Consider the following 25,459-nt stretch of genomic DNA (forward strand, 5'->3'; position numbering starts at 1 on the left):
CGACCCGGGCGGCGGACAGACAACGGTCTTCCTGCCCCGGGCGGGGCGCCCCGGACCAGGGCACCGACGGTAGGCCCGAGCGCCACCTGCGCTCGGGCCTACCGCATTTCCGCCCGCATTTCCGCGTGCTTCCGCCGCCACCAGTGCTCACGCCGAACCGGCCGCCGCCCACACCGAACCGAGTTGGCTGATCAGCGCATGGACTGGCTGAGGCAACTCGCTTCGACGAGGCCGGTGGGGCCGGTCCGTGCGCGTGCCTCGAGGTCAGTGTCCCCAGTCCGCGGGCAGGGATGACGAGGACATCGAGCCCCAGGTCCGGGGGGACGGAGCGTGCCGGGACGCGGCGTGCGGGGGCGCTGCCGGGCGGGGCGCCGAGGCGGGGCGGGGGAAGTTGGCGGGCTCAGGGGTCGGGGCCGGCGCGACCGCGCTGTGCCCGGGGGCGGCGGGACCGCCCCGCGGCCCGAGCAGCGCACCGGAGCCGGCCGGCAGCGCGGGCGGGTCGGGCAGATCCGACCGGTTGCGCATGCTGCGTGGCAGCGGCATCGGTACCGGCATCGGAGCCGGATCGGCCGTGCCGGTGGTGGCCGATGTCGTGGACGCCGCCCACAGGTCGACCTCGACGATGATCTCGCCGTTCTCGGAGGACATCCGCAGCCGGCCGCCGTGGACCTCCACCAGCCGCCGCACCACGTAGAGCCCCATGCCGGCGCCGTCGGTCTGCCGGGTCGCCGTTCCGTCCCGCTGGGTGAACGGCTCGAAGAGCTGGCGGATGGTCGCCGGGTCGAGATCCGGACCGGGGTTGCGGACCCGCAGGACGACCTCGTCGCCGACCCGGCCCGCGATGAGCCGCACCGGGGCGCCCGGCCAGGAGTGCACCAGCGCGTTGTCCACAAGGTTCGCCACGACCTGGTGCAGCGCCTGGCGGGCCATCCGCACCGGGAGCTGGGGCGGCAGGTCGACCGTCACGCTGCTGCCGGCGTAGTTCAGGCTCGCGATCACCTCGCGCACGACCTCGGGCAGGTCGGCGGCGGTGGTGTCGTCGGTGCCGGTGGCCGTGGCGGCCGTCAGCATGTTCTCCAGCAGCCTGGAGAGGCGGTCCGAGTAGGTGACGGCCGAGTCGAGCATGTCGTCGAGCTGGGCGTCGGAGAGGCGGTCCCGGCGGCGCCTGATCGTGAGCAGGGTCCCCCGGATGCCCGTCAGCGGCGTCCGGAACTCGTGCGAGACCGTGGCGACCAGGTCGCTGCGGATGCGGTCGGTCTCCTCCAGCCGGGCCATGAGGCTCTGCTGGCCCTCGTAGAGCTGCTGGCGGTAGTCCTCCACCCGCCGACGGGACTGCTCGTTGTAGTGCCAGAAGACCATCTGGGCACCGGCCAGGGCGAAGATGAAGCCGGCGTGGAGCCCTGCCAGGAGCAGGGCGTTGTCCATCCGCGACGCGGCCTCGTCGGTGATCAGGTCGCCGATCGCGAGGATGGCGAGGAAGACGAAGGCGATGGCCAGCAGGTAGACGGTCCAGTCCTCGTAGAGCGCGATGAGCGCGACCACCACGAAGAAGTGGAAGTACATCGGGGTCAGGCCGTCGGAGAGATGCACGAAGACGACCGAGCAGCACAGCAGGCCGAGGCTCGCGGCCAGCGCGCGCACCCGCCGCATGCCGGGGGCCAGCGCGGCCGCGAACAGCAGCGCCGGCGGGCTCGCCGCCAGCAGGCCGTGCGGGAGGCTGTGGTCGCGCCACAGCGCGTACCCGACGATGGCCGGAAGGTGCAGGGCCAGAACCCAGCACATCAGCGCGTGGCGGGCGGCCCAGTCCTCGGTCGGCAGGCCGCGGCCGCGGGGGAACCACGCGACGGGACCGCGGAGCACGGCGTCGGCGGTCGCCGCGGCCAGCCCGGCATCCGCCGCGGGTGACCGGGACGACCGAGACTTCTCGAGCCGCCGGGCGGCGCGCCCGACGTGGGCGCTGCCGTGACGGCGGCGCGCCCGTTCGGGCATGGAGGGGCTGGCGGAGGACATCCGAGCAAGTTTCTCCCGTTCCGGCCTTGGAGCACCATGGCTGTCAAGGGTGGTGTCGTATGACGACTATGCCCAGCTTTGACTAGGCCATCTGTACCACCTGGTAACGGGCTCAAAGAAGCATGGCGCACATACCGCGGTTCCCGACAGGCTGTGGTCCGCGAGGTGGCCCCAGGACGGCCACCCGCGGAGGAGGACTCGTGCCCCCAGTGGCCCTGACTACCGCGACCGCCCCCGTCCGCATCACCCAGGCGGTGCCACAGCCTGCGGAGACCTTCACTGACGGCTGCGCCCCGGCCTCGCTCACCACCCGTCCCGTGCTGCGTCTGGTCGGCTCGGAGCCGCTCGGCTCGTCCGAGGCTGCCGAGGAGGTCGTCCACGGTTGGGGCGGTCCGAGCACGTGCAGCTGCCGCCCCTGCACCATGGCCCGCCACCCCGCGGCCATGCCCCGCCTGCGCGTCGTTGACTAGTCCTTCGCCCGCTTCCGATCCCACCCGCTGACGGCAGCCCGGCGACCCGAGGTCCACCGGGACACCCGCCAGCACCGGCACGCCACCGGACATCACTGGCACTCTGCACGCCGCCGGCACTCCGATGCCACCGGCACGCTGTCCGCGCCTCCGGCGCACCCGTCGCGGCGGACTCGTACCGCCCGCATCCCGCACGCCATCCGCGCGCCCCGGCTCACCCCGGACGGCCCACGCCACCCGGCCCAGCGCGCACGGCACACGGCTGGGCGGCCATCGGTGGGGTACGGCCAGGCCGGTGGAGTCGTCACACCGACGTGACAGGGCGGAGGGCACCGCGCTCCCCGGACTTCGAAAGCTCACGCCCGCCGGGGGTCACACCCGCCGGGCGGACGTCGTTGGGCCCGGAGCACAGGGGTGAGCGAGGCGGGGTGAAACAATGGAAACGCAAAAGCGCCAACCTAAGAAGGTTGGCGCTCGCGATTATTTGTAACGTAGCCCCGACCGGATTCGAACCGGCGCTACCGCCTTGAGAGGGCGGCGTCCTGGGCCGCTAGACGACGGGGCCAAGACTGTCTGTGTGTCTCGTTCAATATACAGCATCGTGGTGCATCTTGTGCAGCTGGGGTACCAGGACTCGAACCTAGACTAACGGAGCCAGAATCCGTTGGGCTGCCAATTACCCCATACCCCATGGGGCCCTCGCGGGCGATGCCTACTGTACCCCATCGGCGACCGCGGTCCACACGAGGGGTGGGCGCGGGGCGAGTCGTCCCATCCGAGCCGTTCGCACCCCCGGAGCAGGCCCGCGACACCACCCCAACCCCAGAACCGAACATCCCCGTCCCACCCAGCACACCGCCATCACGGCCAAATGCGTGGCGGGCTCGGGGCCCGGGGCTCCGGGCGGCGGGAACCCCGGGATTCGAGGCCGGGACGACCGGGGGCGGGAGCGGCCTGGTCGCGGCCGTGGCCTGGTTATCGGGTGGTCACGGGGTTCGTCAGGGTTCCGATGCCGTCCACCGTGACGGCTACGGTCTGGCCGGCGCGCATCGGGCCGACTCCGGCCGGGGTACCGGTCAGCAGGACGTCTCCCGGGAGCAGGGTCATCGCGCGGGACATGAACGCCACCAGCGCCGGGACGTCGTGCAGGAGGAGTTTGGTCCGCGAGTCCTGGCGGACCTCGCCGTCCAGCGTCGTCCGGATGACCCGGTCGGACGGGTCGAGGTCCGTCTCGATCCAGGGGCCGATCGGGCAGAAGGTGTCGTGGCCCTTGGCGCGGGTCCACTGGCCGTCCGTCGCCTGCTGGTCGCGAGCGGTCACGTCGTTCGCGCAGGTGAAGCCGAGGACGACGGACAATGCGCGTTCCGCCGGCACGTCACGGCAGAGCCGGCCGATGACGACGGCCAGCTCGCCCTCGTAGTCGACCCGCTCGCTGTCGGGCGGCAGCACGATCGGGTCCCCGGGGCCGGCCACACTCGTGGACGGCTTCAGGAACAGGACGGGACTGGTCGGGGCCTCGCCGCCCATCTCCCGTGCGTGGTCGGCGTAGTTCTTCCCGATACAGAGAATCTTGCTGGGCAGCACGGGGGCCAGCAACCGTACCTCCGCCAGCGGTCGCCGCACCCCGGTGAAGGTGAAGGGCGCGAACGGATGCGGTGTGATCCCGGCAACAATGGCGGTTCCGTCCGCCACGGAGCCTTCCACCACTCCGAATGCCGGCTCGGACCCGTCGGTGTACCTCGCTATGCGCACTCCGCGACCGTACCGACCGAACGCGGGAATCGGGGTGTCCGGATCCGGGCCGGGTTCCGGCACGTGGCGGCGTCCGGCCGCACTGTGGCCCGAACCACTCGATCATTCGGCCGCCCGGCCGCCGGATCCGGTTCACCGGGACGGCGAAGGGTGGCAACTGTTGCGTGTCGAGTGGTCGATAGCGACCGATGGTGATCTGTAATGTTCATGTGAACCTCAAGCGGTGGGCGTGCTCGCGGGGCGTCGCGTACGTGAGGGCCCGGCGCTGGTTCGCGGCCGGCAAGCTGCCGGTCTCGGCGGGCTGCTCGTCGTCGACCCGTCCGAGGTGGACGACGACCTCGTGCGCGACGTGACCGAGATCCTCACCTCGCTGTGCGCCCGGCTGTACGGCCGGCGCGCGGCGGCCAACCGGGCGCGGCGCGCGGCCGCCGTCGCTGTCGCCGGCCCCGGGGATGCTGGGTGAGCACGGTCCTGCAGGCGTACCGCTACGCCCTCGATCCGACTCCGGCGCAGCTCGTCGCGCTGGGTCGGCACGCGGGCGCGGCGCGGTTCGCGTTCAACTGGGGCCTGGCCCGGGTGAAGGCCGCGATGGACCAGCGCGCGGCCGAGGTCACCTACGGCGTGCCCGAGGCCGAGCGGACACCGGTCCCGTGGACGATGCCGACGCTGCGCCGGCAGTGGAACGACGCCAAGGGCGAGGTCGCCTCGTGGTGGCCGGAGTGCTCGAAGGAGACGTACTCGGCCGGGCTGGATCAGCTTGCCTGCGGCCTCAAGGCGTTCAGCGACTCCCGTAAGGGCAGGCGCAAGGGGCGCCACGGTCTCGCGGACGGCGGGCCGCTGGTTCGTGTCGTTCACGGTGCAGGTCGCCCGCGACCTGCCCGACGCCCCGTCGCGGCAGCGCAAGGGTGGGACCGTCGGGGTGGATCTCGGGGTGAGGTGCCTCGCCGTCCTGTCGACGGGCGAGAGGGTGCCCAACCCACAGCACCTGGACGCCGCGCTGGGCCGGCTGCGCCGCACGTCGCGCGCCTACGCCCGGTCGAAGCCGGGCAGCGTCGGGCGCCGCAAGCGGGCCGCGTGGCTGGCGCGCATCCACGCCCGGGTCGCCGGCCGGCGCCGCGACGGCCTGCACAAGCTGACCACCCGCCTGGCGACGTCCCACGACGTGGTGGTGGTCGAGGATCTCCACGTCGCCGGGATGGTCCGCAACCGCCGGCTGGCCCGTGGCGTGTCGGACACCGGCATGGCCGAAGTCCGGCGACAGCTCACCTACAAGACGACGTGGTACGGCTCGCGGCTGATCGTCGCGGACCGCTGGTACCCGTCGAGCAAGACCTGTTCCGGCTGCGGATGGCGAAACCCAAGCCTCACGCTGTCGGACCGCACGTTCGTCTGCCAGGACTGCGCTCTGGTGATCGACCGCGACTACAACGCCTCGCTGAACCTGAGACGTTTCGCAACGGGTGCCGGAGTGGCCGAAGACCCGGGTGCGTATGCGCCGAACGCCCGTGGAGCCGACCGTAAGACCCCGCCCGCGGGGCGGGTGGCCGTGAAGCGGGAACCCCGCACCGCACGAGCGGGCAAGACGGGGACCGCCGCCCGGAGACAGGCGGCTGCGGAACTGATGATCGCCCATGACCACTGATCCGCAACGGAAGCCGAGAATCAGGCAGGATTGCCGGATACGGGTCGGCGCCCCGGTCGGGACACGGCGTGGCCCAGCACGATCCGCCATCGACCTGGAAGGAGAACGGTGACCGAGATCGACGCGACCCCCGTCTATGACGTCGGCGCACCCGAGCCCAAGCCGATCGACGAGGAGCTCAGCGTCAAGCTGGGCCACCTCGCGGAGGACGCCATCCTCCGCGGCAAGCCGAACGGTGACGAGCGCTGCGACAACTGCCTGTACTACCTGGACACCGACAAGGACATCACCTACTGCTGGCACCCGAAGCTGCGGGTCCTCGTCGGCGGCGACTGGTGGTGCCAGTGGTGGGAGGAGATCCCGGACGAGGACTGAGACGCCGGGGGCGTCCCCGTCCAGTGAACTGATGTCGTGCCGGCGGACACGAGTGCCGCTGGCGTGATGCCTTCCCGCCCATCATGGTCCGGGACGCCTGCGCGCCCGCCGTGGGCCGCGGCGCCTTCCCGCCCGTGGTGGGGCGGGTCGGCGCGCGGCGAGGGCAGGTACGGCCACCGCGAGCGCAGGACGTCGGTGCCGGACACCGTGACCAGCGCACGCGCCTCGTCGAGGCGCTCGGCCACCTCCGGGTCCGGATCACCGCGATCGGCGGCGTGCGTCAGGTCCCGGGCGCCAGCGGGACCACGTCGAACGGCAGGGGGACGTCCTCGGTCGTGCCCGGTGACGGGGCCCCGCCCGCGGGCGGTGTGCTCGCCGGTGGGTTCAGCTGGGATTGCAGGGCATTGGCGACGTCACCGAGGCCTGTCGCCGCGTCGGCGGCGATCTCCCCGATCCGGATGGCCGCGGCGAGGCGGTCGAGGAAGCGGGCGAGCTCCACCGAGGCCTGCAGGCCGCCGTCGCCGGCCGGCAGGGTGGCGAGCAGGTCCGCCGCGGCCGTCTGGGTGATCCGTCCCGTGTCCCGGTAGGTTTCCAGCCGCCGCCGGAGGCTGGCCAGCGTGGACGGCGCGCCGGCGAAGTCCGCGGGATCGACGTTGCCGACCCGCGCGGTGGCCTGCACCGGCTGGCAGTCCTGGCCGGCCGGCAGGACCTGGACCTTCACGTCGAACGGGCCGCGGCCGGTGGCCCGCCCGATCGCCAGCCCGTCCAGCCGGCCCAGCGGCACGACGCCGTCGCCGCCGGGCAGCGCCCGCGCGCTCACCCCGGTCGCCACCGTCGCCCCGGTCTCGTCCAGCAGGGTGAGCTCGATGGTCACGGTCCGCTCGGCGGTGCCGCCCACCCGGGCGCGGACCTCCAGCGACTCGTACTCCGATCCGGTCACGACGTCCCCGCCGACACCGCCCGCGCTGATCGACGCCTGGTCGATCACGGGGGCCACGCAGGTGCCGTCGGACGAGCCCGGCAGCGGGACGAGGGTGGTGACCTGGAAGGGCTGGTCGGTCGCCAGGGCGTCGGTGGTCGGGTCGCCGCCGTCGCCCCCGGTCGCGCCGGCGCCCGCCGGGTCGGCCGTCCCGGTGCCCAGGTTCCCGACGACCGTCGGTCCGACGGCGTACCAGGCCGCCCAGCCGAGCACGGAGCGGATGTAGCCGTCGGAGGGGTTGTAGGAGCGCACCGCGGAGAGCACGTTGTCGGGTACGCGCAGGTCACCCCCGGCCTGGCAGAGGCGATCGGCGGCAGTCAGGGTGGCGTCGTCGAAGTCGTTGGGGTCCGCGCGGCCGTCGCCGTCGGCGTCGCGCCCGATCCACCGCCACATCGACGGCGTGAACTGCATCGGGCCGACCGCCCGGTCCCAGACGGTGTCGCCGTCGAGCCAGCCGTCGTCGGTGTCGCGGATGCGGAACATCCCGGGCGAGCCGTCGAGACGCGGGCCGACAACGGTGGGCGCGACCCGGCCGTTACTGTCCGTGCGTGCACCCTGCCCGTGGCCCGACTCGATCGCGCCGATGCCGGCGAGGACCGACCAGTGCAGGTAGCAGCCTGGATGTTCGGTCGCGGCCCGGTCGGCCGCGTTGGTGTACGCCGCCAGGGCCCGGGCCGGGATGGTCGACGCCTCCTTGCTGGAGCCGGGCGGGGTCGCGAGCGGCGCGTTGCGGACGGTGCCGTCGTCCGACGCGCCCGCGGTCGCTGTTCCGGTCGACGCTGTTCCGGCCGGCGAAGGCGACGCGCCTGCCGTCGGGGACGTGCCGGACGTGGCCGTGGCGGACCCGGCCGGCCGGCTCGCGACCGGCGAGGCGGCGAGCCCGGCTCGCACGGGCAGGCGGACCTGCCCGGACGCGCCCACGACGCTGGCGAGGTCTTCCACGGTCGCGCCCCCGAAGGCGGCGCCACCCTCGGGCAGCAGCTCGGTCTGGTCGACCCGTCCGTTGACGGGGCCGGTGAGCTTCGCTGCGGCGGTTTCGGACGACGGCCCGGCCACCGCGGTGACGGCGAGCGCGAGAGCCGTGGCCGCGAGCGCGATCTTCGGCAGCGACCAGGACCCGTTCGTGGAAGCGTCCCGGTCCCGTCTCCGGCCGCGCCCCCCGGCCAGGTCCCGGCTCCGCGTGGTGCGCGACCGGCTCCCGCCCACCGGCCACGCGCCGGGCGCGGGGCGCCGCCCCAGCCGTACCCGGCGGCCGGCGGCGATCCCGCCCCGGCGGGCCGCAGCCCGTTCGGCAGAGGACGACCGACCGTAGAGAACGTCCTGCTCGGAGGCATCGGCGTCCGGAGACGGCATGGCGCGGGGGGAGCTTCCAGCCGGTCCGGCGCCGCCGGCGGGCACGCGGCCATCAGCAGGCACGCGGCCCTCGACCGGCACGCGGCTGGCCGGCACGCGGCCGTCGGTGCCCACGCCGTCGTCGGTGGGCACGTGGCCCTCGGCGGGCGCCAGGCTGTCGGTGCGCTCAGGAAGTTCGGTGCGCTCAGGAAGCTCGATGCGCGCGGTGGCCTCGACGCGCCCTGAGGTGGAACGGCGGCGACCGCCCGTCCGGCGGCGGCCCCCGGACGGCGGGTCGACCCACACGATGTCCGATACTCCGGGCGACGAGCGGTGCGAGCCGCCTCGGCGTCCACCCACGCTGCCGGTGGAACGACGGCTCATCGCCGACCTCCCCGAGCACGGTCGCGCCCTGTCGGGCGCTCAACCGCCGGGCACCGCGACACGGCCGTCCCCTCTCCTCGGCCGCAGCAGCCGAGATCGCCCATCACCGTCGCCCCCGGGAGCCCCCGAACCCGTCCACCGCCACCTGTGGCGGATGACCGGGATGCCCGAAAGCGTCGCGGTCAGCGTAACGGGCACCAAAGGATGACCGGGCGGCGTTGGCGTCAACCGGGAATTCTTTGACAGGACAGGCCCGAAACGCCCGGACGGCGTTGGCCGTGTAGATCATCCGATGATGAAGAACCCGCGGCGCGGGCGATCGGGCCGGCCCGGTCAGATAGTCAGACGGCATCCGGGTCGGGGCGCTCACCCTGGCGGCGCAGGCCGTAGGTGACGGCGTCCTGCAGCGCCACCCAGGAGGCGGCGATGATGTTCTCGTCGACGCCGATGGTGTCCCAGCGGCCGCGGCCGTCGCTGGTCTCCACCAGGACGCGGGTGACCGCACCGGTGCCCTGCCGGCCGTCGAGGATGCGAACCTTGTAGTCGACCAGGTCGAGATCGGCCAGACCCGGGTAGGCCTTCTCCAGCGCCTTGCGCAGGGCGGTGTCGAGCGCGTTGACGGGCCCGTTGCCCTCCGCCGTCGACACGTGCCGCTCGCCGTGGGAGGTGAGCTTCACCGTGGCCTCGCTGACGACCTCGCCGCCGGAGCGCTGCTCGACGATGACCCGCCAGGATTCCAGGGTGAAGAACCGCTCCCGGCCCGATACCTCGTCCAGCAGCATGAGCTCGAAGGACGCCTCGGCGGCCTCGTAGGCGTAGCCGGAGGCCTCCCTGTCCTTGACCATCTCCAGCACCCGACCGAGCGCCTCACGCTCCCCGGAGAGGTCCATGCCGAGCTCGCGGCCCTTGAGTTCGAGGGTCGCGCGGCCGGCCAGTTCGGAGACGAGCATCCGCATGTCGTTGCCGACGGCGGCCGGGTCGATGTGCTGGTACATGTCGGGGTCGACCTTGACGGCGCTCGCGTGCAGGCCGGCCTTGTGCGCGAAGGCGCTGGCGCCGACGTAGGGCCGGTGCGTGCTCGGGGCCGAGTTGGTGACCTCGTCGATGGCGTGTGAGACACGCACGAGCTCACGCAGCCGCCCGGCCGGCAGGACCTGGCGGCCCAGCTTGGTCTCCAGGCCCGCGACGACGCTGAACAGGTTGGCGTTCCCGCAACGCTCGCCGTAGCCGTTGGCGGTCCCCTGGACGTGGGTGGCCCCGGCCTCGATCGCCACCAGGCTGTTCGCGACGGCGCAGGCGGCGTCGTCGTGGGTGTGGATACCCAGGCGCGCTCCGGTGCTCGCGAGCGTGGCCGCCACGACGTCACCGATCCGGGTGGGCAGCATGCCGCCGTTGGTGTCGCACAGCACGATCACCTCGGCACCGGCCTCGGCCGCGGTGCGCACCATCTCGAGCGCGTAGGCGGGGTCGGCGCGGTGGCCGTCGAAGAAGTGTTCGGCGTCGACGAAGACCCGCTTGCCCTCGTTCGTCAGGTGACGGACGGTGTCGCGGATCATCGCGAGGTTCTCGGCGGGCGTGGTCCGCAGCGCGCGCTCGACGTGCCGGCGGTCGGCCTTGGCCACCAGGCAGACCACGGAGGTGCCGGCGTCGCGCAGCGCGGCGACCTGGGAGTCGTCGGCGACGGCCTTGCTGGCCCGCCGGGTCGACCCGAACGCGGTCAGCAGCGCGCCGTTGAGGTCGAGCTCGGTGCGGGCCCGCCGGAAGAACTCGGCGTCCTTGGGGTTCGAGCCGGGCCAGCCGCCCTCGATGAAGCCGACACCCAGGTCGTCGAGGTGCCGGGCGACCGCCAGCTTGTCGGCGACCGACAGCGACAGGCCTTCCTGCTGGGTGCCGTCGCGCAGCGTGGTGTCGTAGATGTGCAGCGACTCCCGGTCGAACGGGAGCCCGCCGACCGCGCCGAGCGGAGCTGAACCGAGCGGAGCTGGGGTGTCGTGAACCACGATGGACCTCTCGCTGGAACCGTGTCTGGCCGTCACGCGCCCGGTCTGCCTGGTCAGTGACCGGAACGCGCGACGGGGACGGGTTCGCCGCCAGCGTCCCACCATACGATGTAACACGCTGGACACGCGGCAAGTGTGGCAATTGCCATGGACGCCATGTGCACGCCGTGGACGCCGCGCACGCCCGCCGCGGCGGTCAGTCGCCCGCGAACCGGCGGAGGCGGTCAACCTGCATGATGGTGATCGTCTGACCTTCGGACAGGATCCACGCCCGCCGCTCGAACTCGCGCAGTGCCTGGTTGACCGACTGGCGCGAGCCGCCCAGCAGCGACGCGATCTCGGTCTGCGTCAGGCCCAGCTCGATGACCGGCCGGCCGGCCTCGCGCATCCGCATCAGCAGCAGCTTCGCGACCCGGCGCGGGAGATCGAGGAAGACCAGGTCCGCGTTCGCCCCGGTGAGCCGGCGCACGTGCGCCACCAGCGCGCGGATGAGCTGCTCGGCGACAGCCGGGCGCTCCCGGACGAGCTCCCACACGGCGCTGCGCTCGAGCACCAGCGCGGTGCTCGGCTCCAGCGCCTCGACACTCGCGGACCTCGTCCCGGCCTCGACGATGTTGAGCTCGCCCAGCGTCTCCCGGGGACCGGCGATGTTGAGCACGTGGTCGCGCCCGTCGTCGGCCTTGGTGAGGATCTTGAGTCGCCCGGACGCGATGACGAGGAGGGTGTCGGCCGGCTCCCCCTCGGTGAAGACCACCTGGCCCCGGCGGAAACGCCGGGTCACGGACCGGCTGGCCAGCCGCAGCAGATCCTCCTCGTCGAGCTCCTTCAGCAGCGTGGTCGCCCGCAGCAGCGTGACCGCCTCAGTGTCGTGCATGCGGTGAACGTAGCGCCGCTCGGCGGTCTCGTGTGCTGCAGATCCCGGAGCCGACACGTTCATCGCGCAATCGTGATAATGCGAACACGACCGGTAATACCCATCGCGGCCGGCACGTCAGGCCGACACCCGCTGCCGACTCCAGCAGCGCACCACGTCACGCATCGAAAGCACGCCCTCGACCTCGGCGCCGGTGGTGACCACGAGGTGCCGGAACCCGCCGCGCAGCATCGCCGCGGCCGCCTCGTCGAGTGACCAGTCGGGGGCGGCGACCACCACGTCCCGGGTGACGTGGTCGCCCACGACCTCGACGTCCGGATCCTGGTCGGCCGCGATCGCCCGCAGGACGTCGCGCTCGGTGAGGATTCCGAACCCCTGGCCGTCGCCGTCGAGCACGACGGCGGCACCCACGTGCCGGGCGGCCATCAGCCGGGCCGCCTGGCGCAGGGTGTGCCCGGGCCCGACGACGAGGACCAGAGCGCTCATGCCCTCCGAGACACTCATGCCCTCCGAAGCCCGCATATCCTCCGAAACGCGCGTATCCCCCGAAACACGCGTGCCCTCCGAAACCCGCATGACGTCCTCCCGAACTCCGACTCCGGACGCTTGTGCGCTCGTGAAACGACTACTGGAGACGGTAGGCGTCCAAGGTCGGGTTGGCCAGGGCACACGCGGCGGCGGCGTGGTCACGCAGTCGGCTCGCCGCCGGGCGGGACGTCAGCTGACGAGCTCGTTCCAGTCCTTGTAGCGGTCGACCTCGCCGTGGGTGGCCTGGTGGAAGATGTCGAGGATCTCCCGGGTGACCGGGCCGGGCCGGCCCGTGCCGATCCGCCGGTCGTCCACCTCGGAGATGGGAACGATCTCGGCCGCGGTGCCGGTGAAGAACGCCTCGTCGGCGAGGTAGAGGTCGGTGCGCACGATGTGCTGCTCGCGCACCTCGTAGCCCTGGTCCGCGGCGATCTGCATGACGGAGGCGCGGGTGATGCCGCCGAGCGGCCCGTCGCTGAGCGGCGGGGTGATCACCTGCCGGCCGGAGACGATGAAGACGTTCTCGCCGGAGCCGTCAGCGATGTGGCCGTTCGGGCTGGTCATGATCGCCTCGTCGTAACCGGCCTTGATCGCGGCGACCTTGGCGAGCGACGAGTTGAGGTACTGGCCGGACGCCTTCGCGGCCGGCGGGATGATGTTCGGGTCGTTGCGGCGCCAGGTCGAGATGGTCGCCCGAGCCCCGTTGCGCTCGGCGTCCTCGCCCAGGTAGGAGCCCCAGGGCCAGACCGCGATCATGACCTCGATCGAGGACGGGAGCGGATTGAGGCCCATCTCGCCGTACCCGAGGTAGATCAGGGGCCGGATGTAGCACTCCTCGACGTTGTTCACCGCGATGGTGTCCTTCGTCGCCTGGACGAGCTCCTCCGGCGTGAAGGTCGGCTCCATCAGGTAGATCTTCGCGCTGCGGTACAGGCGGGCGATGTGGTCGGTCAGCCGGAAGACCGCGCTGCCGACGGGCGTCGAGTAGGCGCGGATGCCCTCGAACACGCCCCAGCCGTAGTGCAGGGTCGGGTTGAGCACGTGGATGCGGGCGTCGTCCCAGTCGACGAACTCGCCGCTCATCCAGATCTTCGAGGTGGGCGTGATGGCCATGATGACTCCAGGACGGGCTACGTCAGGGGGACGTGCGGGCTGGCGAGCACCGCGGGCACGAGCACCGCGGTGCGCGAACGCTGTCACTGACCAGCGCTCGCCTGCGCTGTCGCCCACCGGTGCCGTGACGAACGGCTCCGTGCCGAACGATCAGCGAAGTGCCGAACGATCAGCAAACAAACGGTCAGAGAGGACGAAACCGCCGATCGTCGCCGTGGTCGGGCCCTGTCGGCTGCCGTCGTACCGGATCTACGGGTTCACCGAAGAATAGCCGCCGGATGACCGGACGGAAAACGAACGACGAATCGGCGGGGACACACCGGCCCTCCCCCGGCTCGCCGGCCGCGCGGTCGTTCCCGCTCGCGCGGCCGGTCGGAGTGGGGCCCGGCTCAGCCCACGGCGCGGGCGGCCAGGTCGTCGCCGATCTCGCGGGTGGAGCGGCGGGCACCGCCGGCCGCGGCGCGGGCGGCCAGCGACGCGGCCACCGCGCCCTCCACCCGAGCCGCCTCGTCGGCGTGGCCGAGGTGGTCCAGCAGCATCGCGACCGAGGCGACCGTCGCGGTCGGGTCCGCCAGCCCCTGGCCGGCGATGTCGGGAGCGCTGCCGTGGACCGGCTCGAACATGCTCGGGTTCGCGCCCGAGGGGTCGAGGTTCCCGCTGGCGGCGAGCCCGATGCCACCGGTGATCGCGGCGCCGATGTCGGTCAGGATGTCGCCGAACATGTTGTCGGTGACCACCACGTCGAACCGGGCCGGGTCGGTCACGAAGAACATCGAGGCGGCGTCCACGTGCTGGTAGTCGACGCTGACGCCGGGGAACTCGGCGCCGACCTCGGCGGCCGTGCGGGCCCACAGGTCGCCCGCCTTGGTGAGCACGTTGGTCTTGTGCACCAGGGTGAGGTGGGCGCGGGGACGCCGGCTCGCCCGCGCGAAGGCGTCGCGCACGACCCGCTCGACCCCGAAGCGCGTGTTCAGGCTCTCCTCGGTCGCCACCTCCTGTGGCGTCCCGCGCCGCAGCGTGCCGCCGGCGCCGGCGTAGGGGCCCTCCGTCCCCTCCCGCACCACGATCATGTCGATGGCGGGGTCACCGGCGAGCGGTGAGGTCACTCCGGGGTACAGCCGGACCGGCCGGAGGTTGACGTGGTGGTCCAGCTCGAACCGCAGCCGCAGCAGCAGCCCGCGTTCCAGGACGCCGCTGGGCACCCCGGGGTCGCCGACGGCGCCGAGCAGGATCGCGTCGTGCCCGCGCAGCTCCGCCAGGACGCTGTCGGGCAGGGTCTCGCCGGTCTCGTGCCAGCGCCGCGCGCCCAGGTCGTAGTCGGTGGTCTCCACTTTGGGATGCACGGCTCGTAGCACGCGCAGCCCCTCCGCGACCACTTCCGGACCGATTCCGTCGCCACCAATGACCGCAAGCCTCATGGGGCTCGACTTTAGTCCGCCCGGCGTGGACGTCCGGCGCGCCCGCCCCGGGCGCGACCAGGCCGGACGGGCGCCCGGTCGCGCCCGCCGGGGAACAGATCGCGGGCCACCCCGGGGTGGCCCGGGGCGACCCGGGTCACCGGCGACGGATCGTGCCGCCCCGGCCGTCGCCGGTCGTCATTCCACTGAACCAGGAGACGACGTACGAGGACACATCGCGCGTTGACGTAAGCGGCAGCAGACAAAGACGCCACCACATCAACCGGACCACAATCGCCCTGGCCACGATAAATGCGCAGCAGACAAAATTCGGACCACGCACTCGAACGGCACCACAACTCCCGCCACCAGCCGTGCCCAGAGCGTTGAAAAAGTGATAAGAAATCAACAACATCGACGATGCGGCGTGCGGCGACACGAGGGGGTGCACGGCGCATGGTTTCTCAACAGTCGACCATCAGGCGCCCGGTCGAGGCTGGTCCACCGGGGGCGCGCGAACCCGCCGGTCAGGGTCAGGTGGACGAGGCGGGCGGAGCCTGCCCCGCGGACGGACGCCGCCAGGTTCCCGGCCTGCCCGTGCGGCCGGATCTCGACGGCATCCTGGCCGACCCCGACGCGCCATCCCTTGTCTTCCAGCCAATCGTGGACCTGCGCCGCGGCGTCACGGCCGGCTACGAGGCCCTGGCACGCTTCGGCCCGGACCCGCGCAACGCACCCCATCTCGTGTTCGGCGAGGCGGACCGCCGCGGCTGCGCGGCCGAGCTCGAGGCCCGGGTCCTGCGCCGGGCACTCGCCGCCCGCGATCATCTTCCCGACCGTTGTTTTCTCGCCGTCAACGTGTTCCCGCATCTCCTTTCCTCCCCCGAGGTCGCGGCGGTCTGGCGGGGCGCCGATCTCTCCCGCATCGTTCTCGAGCTGAACGAGGCCGTCGACATCGAGCGCGCGACCGGTCTGACGGCGACCTCGCAGGAGCTGCGGGACCACGGCGCGTTCCTCGCCATGGACGATGTCGGTTCGGGATACGCCGGCCTGCGCCAGCTCACCCACATCCGGCCCGATTTCGTGAAACTCGACGCGTCACTGGTCTCGAACATCGACGACGACCAGGTGAAGATCGCACTCACCGAGCTGGTCGGCGGATTCGCCAGCCGCCTCAACAGCTGGGTCATCGCCGAGGGTGTGGAGCGCGTCCAGGAGCTGACCATGCTGGTCGCCCTCGGCGTCCCCCTCGGGCAGGGCTTCCTGCTCGGACGGCCGTCCGCCCGCTGGCAGGAGCTCGACCCGGCCGTGGCCAGGCGGATCAGGCTGCTCTCCGCGCGCTCCGACCGTTCCTCGCGCATCGTGAGCCTGATGGAGCCGGTCCGGATCTCGACCGGCGACTACGGGCGCTGCGGCCAGGTCCCGGGCTGCCCGCCCTGCGCGCGCTCGCCCGCTCCAAGCGACGACGCCGGCTCGCCGTCCCCGGGCGGACGTCCCGAGGAACACGCCGAAGAACACGCCGAGGATCACGAAACGCTCAGGGGCGACGGTTCCGGTGGCGGGACTGCCATCATCGTCAGCAACCGGTGCCGGCCGGTCGCCGTGCGGCTGGCCGGCGGCGCGGGTGGGCGGGAACCGCAGCGGATTCCCACGTCGCTGTTCGCGCTCCCGGACGAGCCCGTCACGGAGGTCGCCCGCCGGGCGATGACCCGGCCCGCCGGCTGCCGGTTCGACCCGGTGATAATCGTGACCGAGATGGGACGGCCTCTCGGCCTGGTACGGATGGAGCGCCTGATGCTGCGTCTCGCGGATCTGTCGGCCGCATGAGGCGGAACCGATTCTGGACGGCGCAGGCGCTGATGGGCCCGCGCCCCGTCGGCGACCCGGGCGCGCGGGTGCGCGAGGTGAGCATCGCGCGGCCGCCCGCCATGAAGGAGTTCTACTGCGGGGCGATCATCCCCGGCTGCGAGGCCCGGTTCGTCGCCGGCACCGAGGACGAGCTCCTCGGCGCGGTCAACACCCACGCCCGGGTCGACCACTCGATGGCCGACGTTCCCGCCGAGCTGGTCGACCAGGTCCGGCAGGGCATCAGGGACGCCGAGCCGGCCTCCCTCAACGACTGATCACGGCACTGGCCGCGGCGCAGGTCGTGGCCGGTGCGGACGACGGCACGGCCATCCCGCCCACCCGCACCGGCCGGATACTCAGCTCTCCCGGGACGCCCGGTTCACGGCGCTGACGACCGCGCGCAGCGAGGCGGTGACGATGTTGGGGTCGATCCCGACCCCCCACAGCACCGTCTCCCCCACCGCGACCTCCAGGTAGGCCGCGGCGCGGGCATCCGCGCCCGAACCCAGCGCGTGCTCGTTGTAGTCGAGGACGCGCACCGACACACCCCGCTCGGACAGCGCGGCCACGAACGCGTCGATCGGGCCGTTGCCGCTGCCCGTGATGACCGTCTCCGTGCCGTCCAGACGTACCGAGACGGTCACCTCGTCCCGTGCGCCGCTCGCCGCGGTCGTCCGTGATCCGAGCAGTTCCAGCGATGCCGCCGGGTCCCCGCCCTCCGGCCGGTACTCCCGGGTGAAGATCTCCCAGAGCTGGCCGGCCGTGACCTCGCCGCCGGCGTCGTCGGTGTGCTTCTGGACCACGCCCGAGAACTCGATCTGCAGCCGGCGGGGCAGGTCCAGCGCGTACTCCGACTTCATCAGGTACGCCACGCCGCCCTTGCCCGACTGGCTGTTCACCCGGATGACGGCCTCGTACGAGCGGCCGACGTCCTTCGGGTCGATCGGCAGGTAGGGGACCTCCCACAGCGTCTGGCCGGTCCGTTCCATCGCCTCGAAGCCCTTCTTGATGGCGTCCTGGTGGGAGCCGGAGAAGGCCGTGTAGACAAGGTCGCCGCCGTAGGGATGGCGCGGGTGCACGGGCAGCTGGTTGCAGTACTCCACGGTGCGGCGCACGCCGTCGATGTCGGAGAGGTCGATCATCGGATCGATGCCCTGGGAGAACAGGTTCATCCCCAGCGTGACCAGGCAGACGTTGCCGGTACGCTCGCCGTTACCGAACAGGCAGCCCTCCACCCGGTCGGCGCCGGCCATGACGCCCAGCTCCGCCGCGGCGACCGCGCAGCCCCGGTCGTTGTGCGGGTGCAGCGACAGCACCACCGAGTCCCGGCGGGTCAGGTTGCGGCTCATCCACTCGATCTGGTCGGCGTACACGTTCGGCGTCGACATCTCGACCGTGGCGGGCAGGTTCAGCACGACGGGGTTGTCCGGGGTGGGCGCCCAGACGTCCATCACCGCCTCGCAGACCTCGAGCGCGTACTCCAGCTCGGTCCCGGTGAACGACTCGGGGCTGTACTGCCAGCGGACGTCGGTCCCCTCCAGCAGCTTCTCCGCGTACTGGGCGCACCAGCGGGCGCCCTGCACCGCGATGTCGGTGACGCCGGCCCGGTCCAGGCCGAACACGACCCGGCGCTGCAGGGTGGACGTCGAGTTGTACAGGTGGATCAGGGCGCGGCGGGAGCCGACCAGCGAGGTGACGGTGCGCTCGATCAGCTCCTCGCGGGCCTGGGTCAGCACCTGGATCGTCACGTCGTCGGGGATCAGGTCATCCTCGATCAGCTGACGGACGAAGTCGAAGTCGGTCTGGCTCGCCGCCGGGAAGCCGACCTCGATCTCCTTGTAGCCCATCGCGACCAGCAGCTCGAACAGCTGCATCTTGCGCGACGGCGTCATCGGGTCGATCAGGGCCTGGTTGCCGTCCCGCAGGTCGACACTGCACCAGCGCGGGGCCTCGGTGATCGTGGCGTTGGGCCAGGTGCGGTCCGGCAGCGCGACCGCCGGGAACGGGCGGTACTTCTCAATGGGCATGCCGGACGGTTGCTGCGGTGTGATCACTGCTCCTGCTTCCTCGGAAGAGCCGGCGGTTATCCCCCGCCGAGCGGGACCCGGCGCTGACGCACGAGAACTCCGCGGCGGGGAAGCCAGCCATCTGTCCGGCTCGGATCAGCCGGATCGGATCAGGCCCCGCCGCGGCACCTAAGAAGAAGCAGCGCACGCATCACGGTGGCAGTTTACCGGATCGCCCAGCCCACCCGCCGGCCCAGCGGTCAGCTCCGGACGGTGCCAGCCACCACGCCAGCCACCACGAACCGCCCCGAGCGCGCGGCGAGATCATCCGAGCGGATGGTGCAGACCACGGCTCGCACCCCCCGCTCCCAGCTCGCCTCGTCCGGCCGCACCGACCCGACGACCTGGTGCGGGGCCACGTCGAGGGCGCCGACGTACTCGCGCATCGACCCGGCGCAGACGTCCCGCGCCGTGGTGTGCAGGACCTCGACGCCGGGCCAGTCGGCGAAGCGGCCGCCGAGATTGACGATCTTCGTGACTTCGTCGACGTGCGGGGCCGCACAGTCGACGCGGACCGGCGTGACCGGAGACACGGACCGGGCCGACCAGGCCATGCAGTCACCCTTGCGGATCGCGGCGAACAGCCCGGGCGCCAGGTCGAAGCCCCCCGGCACCCCGACCGCGGGGTCGACGGTGAGCGGAACCGAGCTGGCCGAGAACCCGACACCGCCCCCACCGCCGGTGGCCGCGGCGCCGTCGGCGAGCTCACCCCCGCTGCTCGCCGACGCCGGCCCGCCGACGGGGGTGCTGACCTGCGAGACCGGCAGCGGTTCCGTCGCCACCGGTGTGCCGCGGCCCGCGGTCTGACGCAGCGCCACGAACGTCAGGCTGATCATGCCGACGGCGAGCGTGACAACCGCCAGCACCCGGGTGAGTCGTCTCGTCCGCGGCGCCGGGCGTGGCGGCGCGACGAACAACCGGTGAACGAATCCCTGCAGTCCACGGGGCGCGGGCACCACCTGGCACCGTGTCCCGTGGCCCCGAACAACCTGACCGGCCCGCTCACGGGCCGATGGCTCGAGAAACCGGGCCGACCGGACGAAGCGCTCGTCGAGCCGAAGGTCCTCGAACGGATCCGGGTGCCGTGCCGCCATGCCTGTCACGGTAACGCGCGCAAGCGCGCAAGAGCGCCGCTTCCCGCTAAAGATCACCCACACCGGGCCGAGTCGTCACGACTCCGGTCAAGTACGGAGAATCTTGCCGCACAGGCGCCCTACCTGCACCGGGGCGCGCTCAGCCCGCGGAGATGCTCACCGCGCGGGCGTACGACGCACCGATGATCTTGGCGATCTCGGCCAGGATGTCGGGCGCCACCGCGTCGTCCAGGGACAGCGACATGAGGGCCTCGCCACCGGCGCTGAGCCGGCTGACCTGAGCGTTGGCGATGTTGATGTGGGCCTCGCCCAGCAGCGCGCCGACGGCCCCGACGATGCCGGGACGATCCTCGTAACGGAAGAACGCCAGGTGGTCCTCGGGACGCAGGTCGACCTCGAACCCGTCGATCGCGGTGATCTTCTCGACCTGGCGGGAACCGACGAGCGTCCCGCTGACCGAGACCGCCGTCCCGTCGGGCAGGACGCCGCGCACCGTGACGAGGTTGCGGTAGTCCGGGCTCTCCTCGGAGGTCTCCAGCGCCACGTCGACGCCGCGCTCCTTGGCGATCAGCGGCGCGTTCACGTAGGTGACCTGCTCCTCGACGATGTCGATGAAGACACCCTTGAGGACGGCGAGCTGCAGCACCGACACGTCGTGCGCGGCGATCTCGCCGCGCACCTCGACGGTGATCGCGGCGGCCACGCCCGCGGCCAGCCCGGAGAAGAGCTGGCCCAGCTTCTCCGCCAGCGGCAGACCGGGCCGCACGTCCTCGGCCACGACCCCGCCGGCCTGCACGTTCACCGCGTCCGGGACGAACTCGCCGCTGAGCGCGAGGCGCACCGAACGGGCCACGGCCAGACCGGCCTTGTCCTGCGCCTCCTGCGTCGAGGCGCCCAGGTGCGGGGTGACGACGACGTTCTCCAGCCCGAACAGCGGCGAGGAGGTGGTCGGCTCCTTGACGTACACGTCGAGCCCGACACCGCCGACCCGGCCGGACCGGACCGCGTCGGCCAGGGCGCCCTCGTCGACCAGGCCGCCGCGCGCCGCGTTGACGATGATCACGCCCGGCTTCACCCTGGCCAGCTCGTCGGCCCCGATGAGCCCCAGCGTCTCGGGTGTCTTCGGCAGGTGGATCGTGATGACGTCGCTGGACGTGAGCAGCTCGTCGAGGTCCACCAGGCGCACACCGAGCTGCGAGGCGCGGGCGACGGAGACATAGGGGTCGTAGGCCAGGACCTTCATGCCGAAGGCCGCCAGCCGCTGCGCGACCAGGACACCGATGCGGCCGAGGCCGACGACGCCCGCGGTCTTCTCCGTCAGCTCCACGCCGACGTACTTCGAGCGCTTCCACTCACCGCCGACGAGCGACTCATGGGCGGCCGGGACCCGGCGGGCGACCGCGAGCAGCAGTGCGATGGCGTGCTCGGCGGCGCTGACGATGTTCGACTGCGGCGCGTTCACCACCATGACGCCGCGGTTGGTGGCGGCGGGGACGTCGACGTTGTCGAGCCCGATCCCGGCGCGGGCCACGACCTTCAGTCGCGGGGCGGCCGCGAGCGCCTCGGCGTCGATCTTCGTTGCCGAGCGGATGAGGACCGCGTCGACGTCCGCCAGCGCCGGCAGCAGGGCGGATCGGTCGGCCCCGTCCACATGACGGATCTCGAAGTCCCCGGACAGGACCTCCAGCCCGGCCGGTGAGAGTTCCTCGGCGACGAGTACGACGGGCACGGTCTGCTCCTAGCACGCTCGTCGCCGGCCACCGCTGAGGAGGACGCAGCGGCGTGGACGCGCTGCGCCGCGGCCCGGGCGGACGACGACGATGTCGAATCGGTGGGCGGTTCGGTGCGGGTACAGCCTACAGACGCAGCTCCGCACGTTCGGGCGCCGCGACGGGTGTGCCCGCTCTCACCTGTGGCGGGCGCGGGCGCACGTCGACGGGCCGGGCGGCACGTGCCGCCCGGCCCGGCTCGCCTCAGTCCTTCGCGATCCAGGACATCATCGGGCGGAGCTTGCCACCGACCTGCTCGATCGGGTGCTGCTTGCCCTCCTCGACGAGCTTGGTGAAGGTGGCCCGGCCCGCGTCGTCCTCGGCGACCCACTCGCGGGCGAACGTCCCGTCCTGGATCTCGTCGAGGATCTTGCGCATCTCGGCCTTGACCGCCGGGGTGATCACCCGCGGGCCGCGAGTGACGTCGCCGTACTCGGCGGTGTCCGAGATGGAGTAGCGCATCTGCGAGATGCCGCCCTCGTACATGAGGTCGACGATCAGCTTCAGCTCGTGCAGGCACTCGAAGTACGCGACCTCGGGGGTGTAGCCCGCCTCGACCAGTGTCTCGAAGCCGGCCTGGACCAGCGCGCTGGCGCCGCCGCAGAGCACCGCCTGCTCGCCGAACAGGTCGGTCTCGGTCTCCTCGGTGAAGGTCGTGCGCAGCGCGCCGGCCCGGGTGCCGCCGATGCCCTTCGCGTAGGCGAGCGCGATGTCGAGCGCCTTGCCGGTGGCGTCGGCCTCGACGGCGACGAGCACCGGTACGCCCTTGCCCTCGACGAACACCCGGCGGACGAGGTGACCCGGGCCCTTGGGCGCGACCATGAAGACGTCGACGCCGGCCGGCGGCTCGATGAGGCCGTACCGGATGTTGAACCCGTGCCCGAACGCCAGCGCCTTGCCGGGGGTGAGGTGCGGCGCGATCGACTCGGCGTAGATCTTGCGGTGGGTCGTGTCCGGCGTGAGGATCATGATGATGTCGGCCTCGGCGGACGCCTCCGCCGGGGTCACCACCCGCAGGCCCTGCTCCTCGGCCTTGGCCCGACTGGTGCTCGTCTCCGGCAGCCCGACGCGGACGTCGACCCCGCTGTCGCGCAGGTTCAGCGCGTGCGCGTGCCCCTGGCTGCCGAAGCCGATCACGGCGACCTTGCGGTCGGCCAGGTTGTCGAGGTTGGCGTCGTCGTCGTAGTAGATCTCGACCATCTTCGGTGAATCTCCTCGAGGGAAATGAGGGGTGAATGAGGGGTGAATGAGGGATGGGAGTCAGGCCGAGCGCTCGACGGCGCGCAGACTGCGATCGGTGATCGACCGCGACCCGCGGCCGAGCGCGACCATGCCGGACTGGACCAGCTCGCGGATCCCGAAGGGCTCCAGCATGCGGATGAGCGCGTCCAGCTTGTCACGGGTACCGGTGGCCTCGATCGTCACCGCGTCGGGGGCGACGTCCACGACCTTGGCCCGGAAGAGCTGCACGGTCTCGAGCACCTGGGAGCGGACCGAGAGGTCGGCCCGCACCTTGACCAGCATCAGCTCGCGCTGCACGGAGACGGCCGTGTCCATCTCCACGATCTTCAGCACGTTCACCAGCTTGTTGAGCTGCTTGGTGACCTGCTCCAGCGGCAGGTCCTCCACCGCGACGACGATCGTCATCCGGGAGACGTCCGCGTGCTCGGTCGGCCCGACGGCGAGCGACTCGATGTTGAAGCCGCGCCGGGAGAACAGGCCGGACACCCGGGCCAGGACGCCGGGCTTGTTCTCGACGAGCACCGAGAGAGTGTGCCGGGTCACAGGTTGACCTCCGCGTCGCCGGAGTAGTCGAAGTCGGGGGCGATGTCGCGGGCGACGCGGATCTCGTCGTTGCTCGAGCCGGCGGCCACCATCGGCCACACCATCGCGTCGGGGTGGACCACGAAGTCGACCACGACCGGGGCGTCGTCGATGCTCATCGCCTTCTCGATCGTGGCGTCCACGTCCGCGGGCGACTCACAGCGCAGGCCGACGCAGCCCAGGGCCTCGGCGAGGCGCACGAAGTCGGGGACCCGGGTCACCCCGGTGCGCGCCGACACCGGGTGGGTGCCCAGGTCGGTGTTCGAGTAGCGCTTGTCGTAGAAGAGCGTCTGCCACTGCCGGACCATGCCCAGCGAACCGTTGTTGATGACCGCGACCTTGATCGGGATGCCTTCCAGGGCGCAGGTGGCGAGCTCCTGGTTGGTCATCTGGAAGCAGCCGTCGCCGTCGATCGCCCACACGGTGGCCTCCGGGCGGCCGACCTTGGCGCCCATCGCGGCCGGCACGGCGTAGCCCATGGTGCCGGCGCCGCCGGAGTTCAGCCAGGTGTAGGGGTGCTCGTAGGAGATGAACTGGGCGGCCCACATCTGGTGCTGCCCCACCCCGGCCGCGAAAACGGTCTCCGGGCCGGCGATCCGGCCGATCCGCTCGATGACCTGCTGCGGGGCGAGCGAGCCGTCGGCGGGCTGGTCGTAGCCGAGCGGGTAGGTCTTGCGCCAGCGGTCCAGCGACCGCCACCAGCCCTCCAGGTCGGGGCGTTCCTCGGTGCGCAGTGCCGCGGTCAGGTCGGCGATGACCTCCCGGCAGTCGCCCACGATCGGCACGTCGGCGATCCGGTTCTTGCCGATCTCGGCCGGGTCGATGTCGGCGTGGATGACGGCCGCGCCGGGCGCGAACGACGACAGCTTGCCGGTGACCCGGTCGTCGAACCTGGCCCCCAGGGTGATCAGCAGGTCGGCCTTCTGCATCGCGGTGACCGCGGCGACGGAGCCGTGCATCCCGGGCATGCCCAGGTGCTGCGGGTGGGAGTCGGGGAACGCGCCGCGCGCCATCAGCGTGGTGACCACCGGGATGCCGGTGAGCTCGGCGAGCACCCGCAGCTCGGCGGCGGCACGGGCCTTCAGCACCCCACCGCCCACGTAGAGCACCGGCCGGCGCGCCGCACTGATCATCTTGGCCGCCTCGCGGACCTGCTTGGCGTGCGGCCGGGTGACCGGGCGGTAGCCGGGCAGGTCGAGCGTGGGCGGCCACACCTCGTGCGGCAGGACCGACGTGACCGCCTGCAGGATGTCCTTCGGCAGGTCGACCAGCACCGGGCCCGGGCGACCCGTCGAGGCGATGTGGAACGCCTCGGCGATCGTGCGCGGGATGTCGTCCGCCGACTGCACCAGGAAGTTGTGCTTGGTGATCGGCAGCGTGATGCCGCAGATGTCGGCTTCCTGGAAGGCGTCGGTGCCGATGGCCGCGCTCGGCACCTGCCCGGTGATGGCGACGATGGGCACCGAGTCCATGTAGGCGTCCGCGATCGGTGTCACGAGGTTCGTCGCGCCCGGCCCGGACGTCGCCATGCAGACCCCGACACGCCCGGTGGCCTGGGCATACCCCTCGGCGGCGTGCCCGGCGCCCTGCTCGTGCCGGACGAGCACGTGCCGGACCCGGGTGGAGTCGAACAGCGGATCGTAGGCAGGCAGGATCGCCCCGCCCGGAATGCCGAAGACCACGTCGGCACCGACCGCCTCGAGCGAGTGGACGAGCGACTGCGCTCCGGTGATCTGTCTGGTCTCTCTGGTCATCTGTCGTCTTCCTTGACGGGGCCGGCGAGGTGCGGACGGGACGTCGTTCACGGGCGGGTCCACGGACGGGTCCACGGACGGGTCCACGGACGGCGGCGGGTGGTCGCCGTGCGCGGCGTTGCCGCCGTGCCCGTGTCCGGGAACGGCGTCACGCGGGGCCGGGGTCGGGGCCGGACACGAAAAAACCCCTCGTGCCATGGGCACTGAGGGGCGGCGCGGGTGGTCGGAGACCGATCTGGTCCGACTAC

The 25,459-nt window shown here is 72.1% G+C and carries 20 protein-coding genes, 2 tRNA genes and 1 pseudogene; 7 read left to right on the forward strand and 16 right to left on the reverse strand.

Features of this window, described 5'->3' with window-relative positions:
• Positions 1 to 264: 264 nt before the first annotated feature.
• Positions 265 to 2,010, reverse strand: coding sequence for a sensor histidine kinase (locus AC559T_RS31945; protein ID WP_498871051.1), 1,746 nt, complete (start codon positions 2,008 to 2,010; stop codon positions 265 to 267).
• 200 nt (positions 2,011 to 2,210) lie between these two features.
• On the opposite strand from AC559T_RS31945, the gene AC559T_RS31950 reads away from it, so the two are divergent.
• Positions 2,211 to 2,480 (forward strand): hypothetical protein, encoded by a 270-nt coding sequence (locus tag AC559T_RS31950; protein ID WP_498871052.1) that lies wholly within the window; start codon positions 2,211 to 2,213, stop codon positions 2,478 to 2,480.
• 492 nt (positions 2,481 to 2,972) lie between these two features.
• On the opposite strand, the gene AC559T_RS31955 is transcribed toward AC559T_RS31950, so the two are convergent.
• The 3 genes from AC559T_RS31955 to AC559T_RS31965 form a co-directional block, all read right to left on the reverse strand.
• A tRNA-Glu gene (locus AC559T_RS31955) sits at positions 2,973 to 3,045 on the reverse strand.
• Positions 3,046 to 3,099: 54 nt separating this feature from the next.
• Positions 3,100 to 3,171, reverse strand: a tRNA-Gln gene (locus AC559T_RS31960).
• 284 nt (positions 3,172 to 3,455) lie between these two features.
• Positions 3,456 to 4,232, reverse strand: coding sequence for a fumarylacetoacetate hydrolase family protein (locus tag AC559T_RS31965; RefSeq protein ID WP_112105833.1), 777 nt, complete (start codon positions 4,230 to 4,232; stop codon positions 3,456 to 3,458).
• 223 nt (positions 4,233 to 4,455) lie between these two features.
• Here AC559T_RS31965 and AC559T_RS31970 point away from each other — a divergent pair, with 223 nt between their 5' ends.
• The 4 genes and pseudogenes from AC559T_RS31970 (at position 4,456) to AC559T_RS31985 (ending at position 6,249) form a co-directional block, all read left to right on the forward strand.
• Positions 4,456 to 4,695, forward strand: a complete 240-nt coding sequence (locus tag AC559T_RS31970; RefSeq protein WP_498871072.1) for a hypothetical protein — start codon at positions 4,456 to 4,458, stop codon at positions 4,693 to 4,695.
• Positions 4,692 to 4,769, forward strand: a pseudogene (locus AC559T_RS31975) (helix-turn-helix domain-containing protein); the annotation flags it as partial. The gene AC559T_RS31970 and the pseudogene AC559T_RS31975, both read left to right, overlap by 4 nt.
• A gap of 220 nt (positions 4,770 to 4,989) precedes the next feature.
• Positions 4,990 to 5,874, forward strand: coding sequence for an RNA-guided endonuclease InsQ/TnpB family protein (locus AC559T_RS31980; RefSeq protein WP_498871053.1), 885 nt, complete (start codon positions 4,990 to 4,992; stop codon positions 5,872 to 5,874).
• Between the two features lie 108 nt (positions 5,875 to 5,982).
• Positions 5,983 to 6,249, forward strand: coding sequence for a hypothetical protein (locus AC559T_RS31985; protein ID WP_112105829.1), 267 nt, complete (start codon positions 5,983 to 5,985; stop codon positions 6,247 to 6,249).
• Positions 6,250 to 6,529: 280 nt separating this feature from the next.
• Here AC559T_RS31985 and AC559T_RS31990 read toward each other — a convergent pair whose 3' ends face one another.
• The 6 genes from AC559T_RS31990 to AC559T_RS32015 all read right to left on the reverse strand — a co-directional run bounded on the left by AC559T_RS31990 (position 6,530) and on the right by AC559T_RS32015 (position 14,877).
• Positions 6,530 to 8,944 (reverse strand): murein transglycosylase, encoded by a 2,415-nt coding sequence (locus AC559T_RS31990; RefSeq protein ID WP_498871054.1) that lies wholly within the window; start codon positions 8,942 to 8,944, stop codon positions 6,530 to 6,532.
• 341 nt (positions 8,945 to 9,285) lie between these two features.
• The gene (cimA, locus tag AC559T_RS31995; RefSeq protein ID WP_112105831.1) at positions 9,286 to 10,944 is read right to left on the reverse strand and encodes a citramalate synthase; all 1,659 of its coding nucleotides are present in this window, start codon (positions 10,942 to 10,944) and stop codon (positions 9,286 to 9,288) included.
• 196 nt (positions 10,945 to 11,140) lie between these two features.
• The gene (locus AC559T_RS32000; RefSeq protein WP_041255536.1) at positions 11,141 to 11,818 is read right to left on the reverse strand and encodes a Crp/Fnr family transcriptional regulator; all 678 of its coding nucleotides are present in this window, start codon (positions 11,816 to 11,818) and stop codon (positions 11,141 to 11,143) included.
• Positions 11,819 to 11,935: 117 nt separating this feature from the next.
• Positions 11,936 to 12,322, reverse strand: coding sequence for a CBS domain-containing protein (locus tag AC559T_RS32005; RefSeq protein ID WP_041253718.1), 387 nt, complete (start codon positions 12,320 to 12,322; stop codon positions 11,936 to 11,938).
• Positions 12,323 to 12,535: 213 nt separating this feature from the next.
• Entirely contained in the window at positions 12,536 to 13,459 is a 924-nt protein-coding gene (ilvE, locus tag AC559T_RS32010; protein ID WP_071060665.1) for a branched-chain-amino-acid transaminase, read from the reverse strand.
• Between the two features lie 389 nt (positions 13,460 to 13,848).
• On the reverse strand, positions 13,849 to 14,877 hold the full coding sequence (locus AC559T_RS32015) for a 3-isopropylmalate dehydrogenase (protein ID WP_112105832.1): 1,029 nt from the start codon (positions 14,875 to 14,877) through the stop codon (positions 13,849 to 13,851).
• A 435-nt stretch (positions 14,878 to 15,312) separates the two neighbouring features.
• On the opposite strand from AC559T_RS32015, the gene AC559T_RS32020 reads away from it, so the two are divergent.
• Together AC559T_RS32020 and AC559T_RS32025 are read left to right on the forward strand one after the other, a co-directional pair.
• Positions 15,313 to 16,683 carry an EAL domain-containing protein gene (locus AC559T_RS32020; RefSeq protein ID WP_498871055.1) on the forward strand — a complete coding sequence of 457 codons (1,371 nt, stop codon included), beginning with the start codon at positions 15,313 to 15,315 and terminating at the stop codon, positions 16,681 to 16,683.
• Entirely contained in the window at positions 16,680 to 16,979 is a 300-nt protein-coding gene (locus tag AC559T_RS32025; protein ID WP_071060673.1) for a DUF1059 domain-containing protein, read from the forward strand. Before AC559T_RS32020 ends, AC559T_RS32025 begins: the two co-directional genes overlap by 4 nt.
• A gap of 81 nt (positions 16,980 to 17,060) precedes the next feature.
• On the opposite strand, the gene leuA is transcribed toward AC559T_RS32025, so the two are convergent.
• The 6 genes from leuA to AC559T_RS32055 form a co-directional block, all read right to left on the reverse strand.
• Entirely contained in the window at positions 17,061 to 18,731 is a 1,671-nt protein-coding gene (gene leuA, locus AC559T_RS32030) for a 2-isopropylmalate synthase (protein WP_498871056.1), read from the reverse strand.
• A 239-nt stretch (positions 18,732 to 18,970) separates the two neighbouring features.
• Positions 18,971 to 19,864 carry a septum formation family protein gene (locus AC559T_RS32035; protein WP_498871057.1) on the reverse strand — a complete coding sequence of 298 codons (894 nt, stop codon included), beginning with the start codon at positions 19,862 to 19,864 and terminating at the stop codon, positions 18,971 to 18,973.
• A 139-nt stretch (positions 19,865 to 20,003) separates the two neighbouring features.
• Entirely contained in the window at positions 20,004 to 21,593 is a 1,590-nt protein-coding gene (serA, locus tag AC559T_RS32040) for a phosphoglycerate dehydrogenase (RefSeq protein ID WP_020458730.1), read from the reverse strand.
• 244 nt (positions 21,594 to 21,837) lie between these two features.
• Positions 21,838 to 22,833, reverse strand: coding sequence for a ketol-acid reductoisomerase (gene ilvC / locus AC559T_RS32045; RefSeq protein ID WP_020458729.1), 996 nt, complete (start codon positions 22,831 to 22,833; stop codon positions 21,838 to 21,840).
• Positions 22,834 to 22,893: 60 nt separating this feature from the next.
• Positions 22,894 to 23,418 carry an acetolactate synthase small subunit gene (gene ilvN / locus AC559T_RS32050; protein ID WP_020458728.1) on the reverse strand — a complete coding sequence of 175 codons (525 nt, stop codon included), beginning with the start codon at positions 23,416 to 23,418 and terminating at the stop codon, positions 22,894 to 22,896.
• On the reverse strand, positions 23,415 to 25,409 hold the full coding sequence (locus AC559T_RS32055; RefSeq protein ID WP_498871058.1) for an acetolactate synthase large subunit: 1,995 nt from the start codon (positions 25,407 to 25,409) through the stop codon (positions 23,415 to 23,417). The genes ilvN and AC559T_RS32055 overlap by 4 nt, the downstream gene beginning before the upstream one ends.
• Positions 25,410 to 25,459: the final 50 nt, after the last annotated feature.

The organism is Frankia sp. Hr75.2, assembly GCF_949319125.1.
GTDB classification, from domain to species: Bacteria; Actinomycetota; Actinomycetes; order Frankiales; family Frankiaceae; genus Parafrankia; species Parafrankia soli.

What these genes read in the sequence shown, in the direction of transcription:
- AC559T_RS31945 (WP_498871051.1), bottom strand. Translation starts at nt 2,010, where the DNA reads ATGTCCTCCGCCAGCCCCTCCATGCCCGAACGGGCGCGCCGCCGTCAC.
- AC559T_RS31990 (WP_498871054.1), bottom strand. Translation starts at nt 8,944, where the DNA reads ATGAGCCGTCGTTCCACCGGCAGCGTGGGTGGACGCCGAGGCGGCTCG.
- AC559T_RS32000 (WP_041255536.1), bottom strand. Translation starts at nt 11,818, where the DNA reads ATGCACGACACTGAGGCGGTCACGCTGCTGCGGGCGACCACGCTGCTG.
- AC559T_RS32005 (WP_041253718.1), bottom strand. Translation starts at nt 12,322, where the DNA reads ATGAGTGTCTCGGAGGGCATGAGCGCTCTGGTCCTCGTCGTCGGGCCC.
- ilvE (WP_071060665.1), bottom strand. Translation starts at nt 13,459, where the DNA reads ATGGCCATCACGCCCACCTCGAAGATCTGGATGAGCGGCGAGTTCGTC.
- AC559T_RS32015 (WP_112105832.1), bottom strand. Translation starts at nt 14,877, where the DNA reads ATGAGGCTTGCGGTCATTGGTGGCGACGGAATCGGTCCGGAAGTGGTC.
- AC559T_RS32020 (WP_498871055.1), top strand. Translation starts at nt 15,313, where the DNA reads ATGGTTTCTCAACAGTCGACCATCAGGCGCCCGGTCGAGGCTGGTCCA.
- AC559T_RS32025 (WP_071060673.1), top strand. Translation starts at nt 16,680, where the DNA reads ATGAGGCGGAACCGATTCTGGACGGCGCAGGCGCTGATGGGCCCGCGC.
- leuA (WP_498871056.1), bottom strand. Translation starts at nt 18,731, where the DNA reads ATGCCCATTGAGAAGTACCGCCCGTTCCCGGCGGTCGCGCTGCCGGAC.
- AC559T_RS32035 (WP_498871057.1), bottom strand. Translation starts at nt 19,864, where the DNA reads ATGGCGGCACGGCACCCGGATCCGTTCGAGGACCTTCGGCTCGACGAG.
- ilvC (WP_020458729.1), bottom strand. Translation starts at nt 22,833, where the DNA reads ATGGTCGAGATCTACTACGACGACGACGCCAACCTCGACAACCTGGCC.
- AC559T_RS32055 (WP_498871058.1), bottom strand. Translation starts at nt 25,409, where the DNA reads ATGGCACGAGGGGTTTTTTCGTGTCCGGCCCCGACCCCGGCCCCGCGT.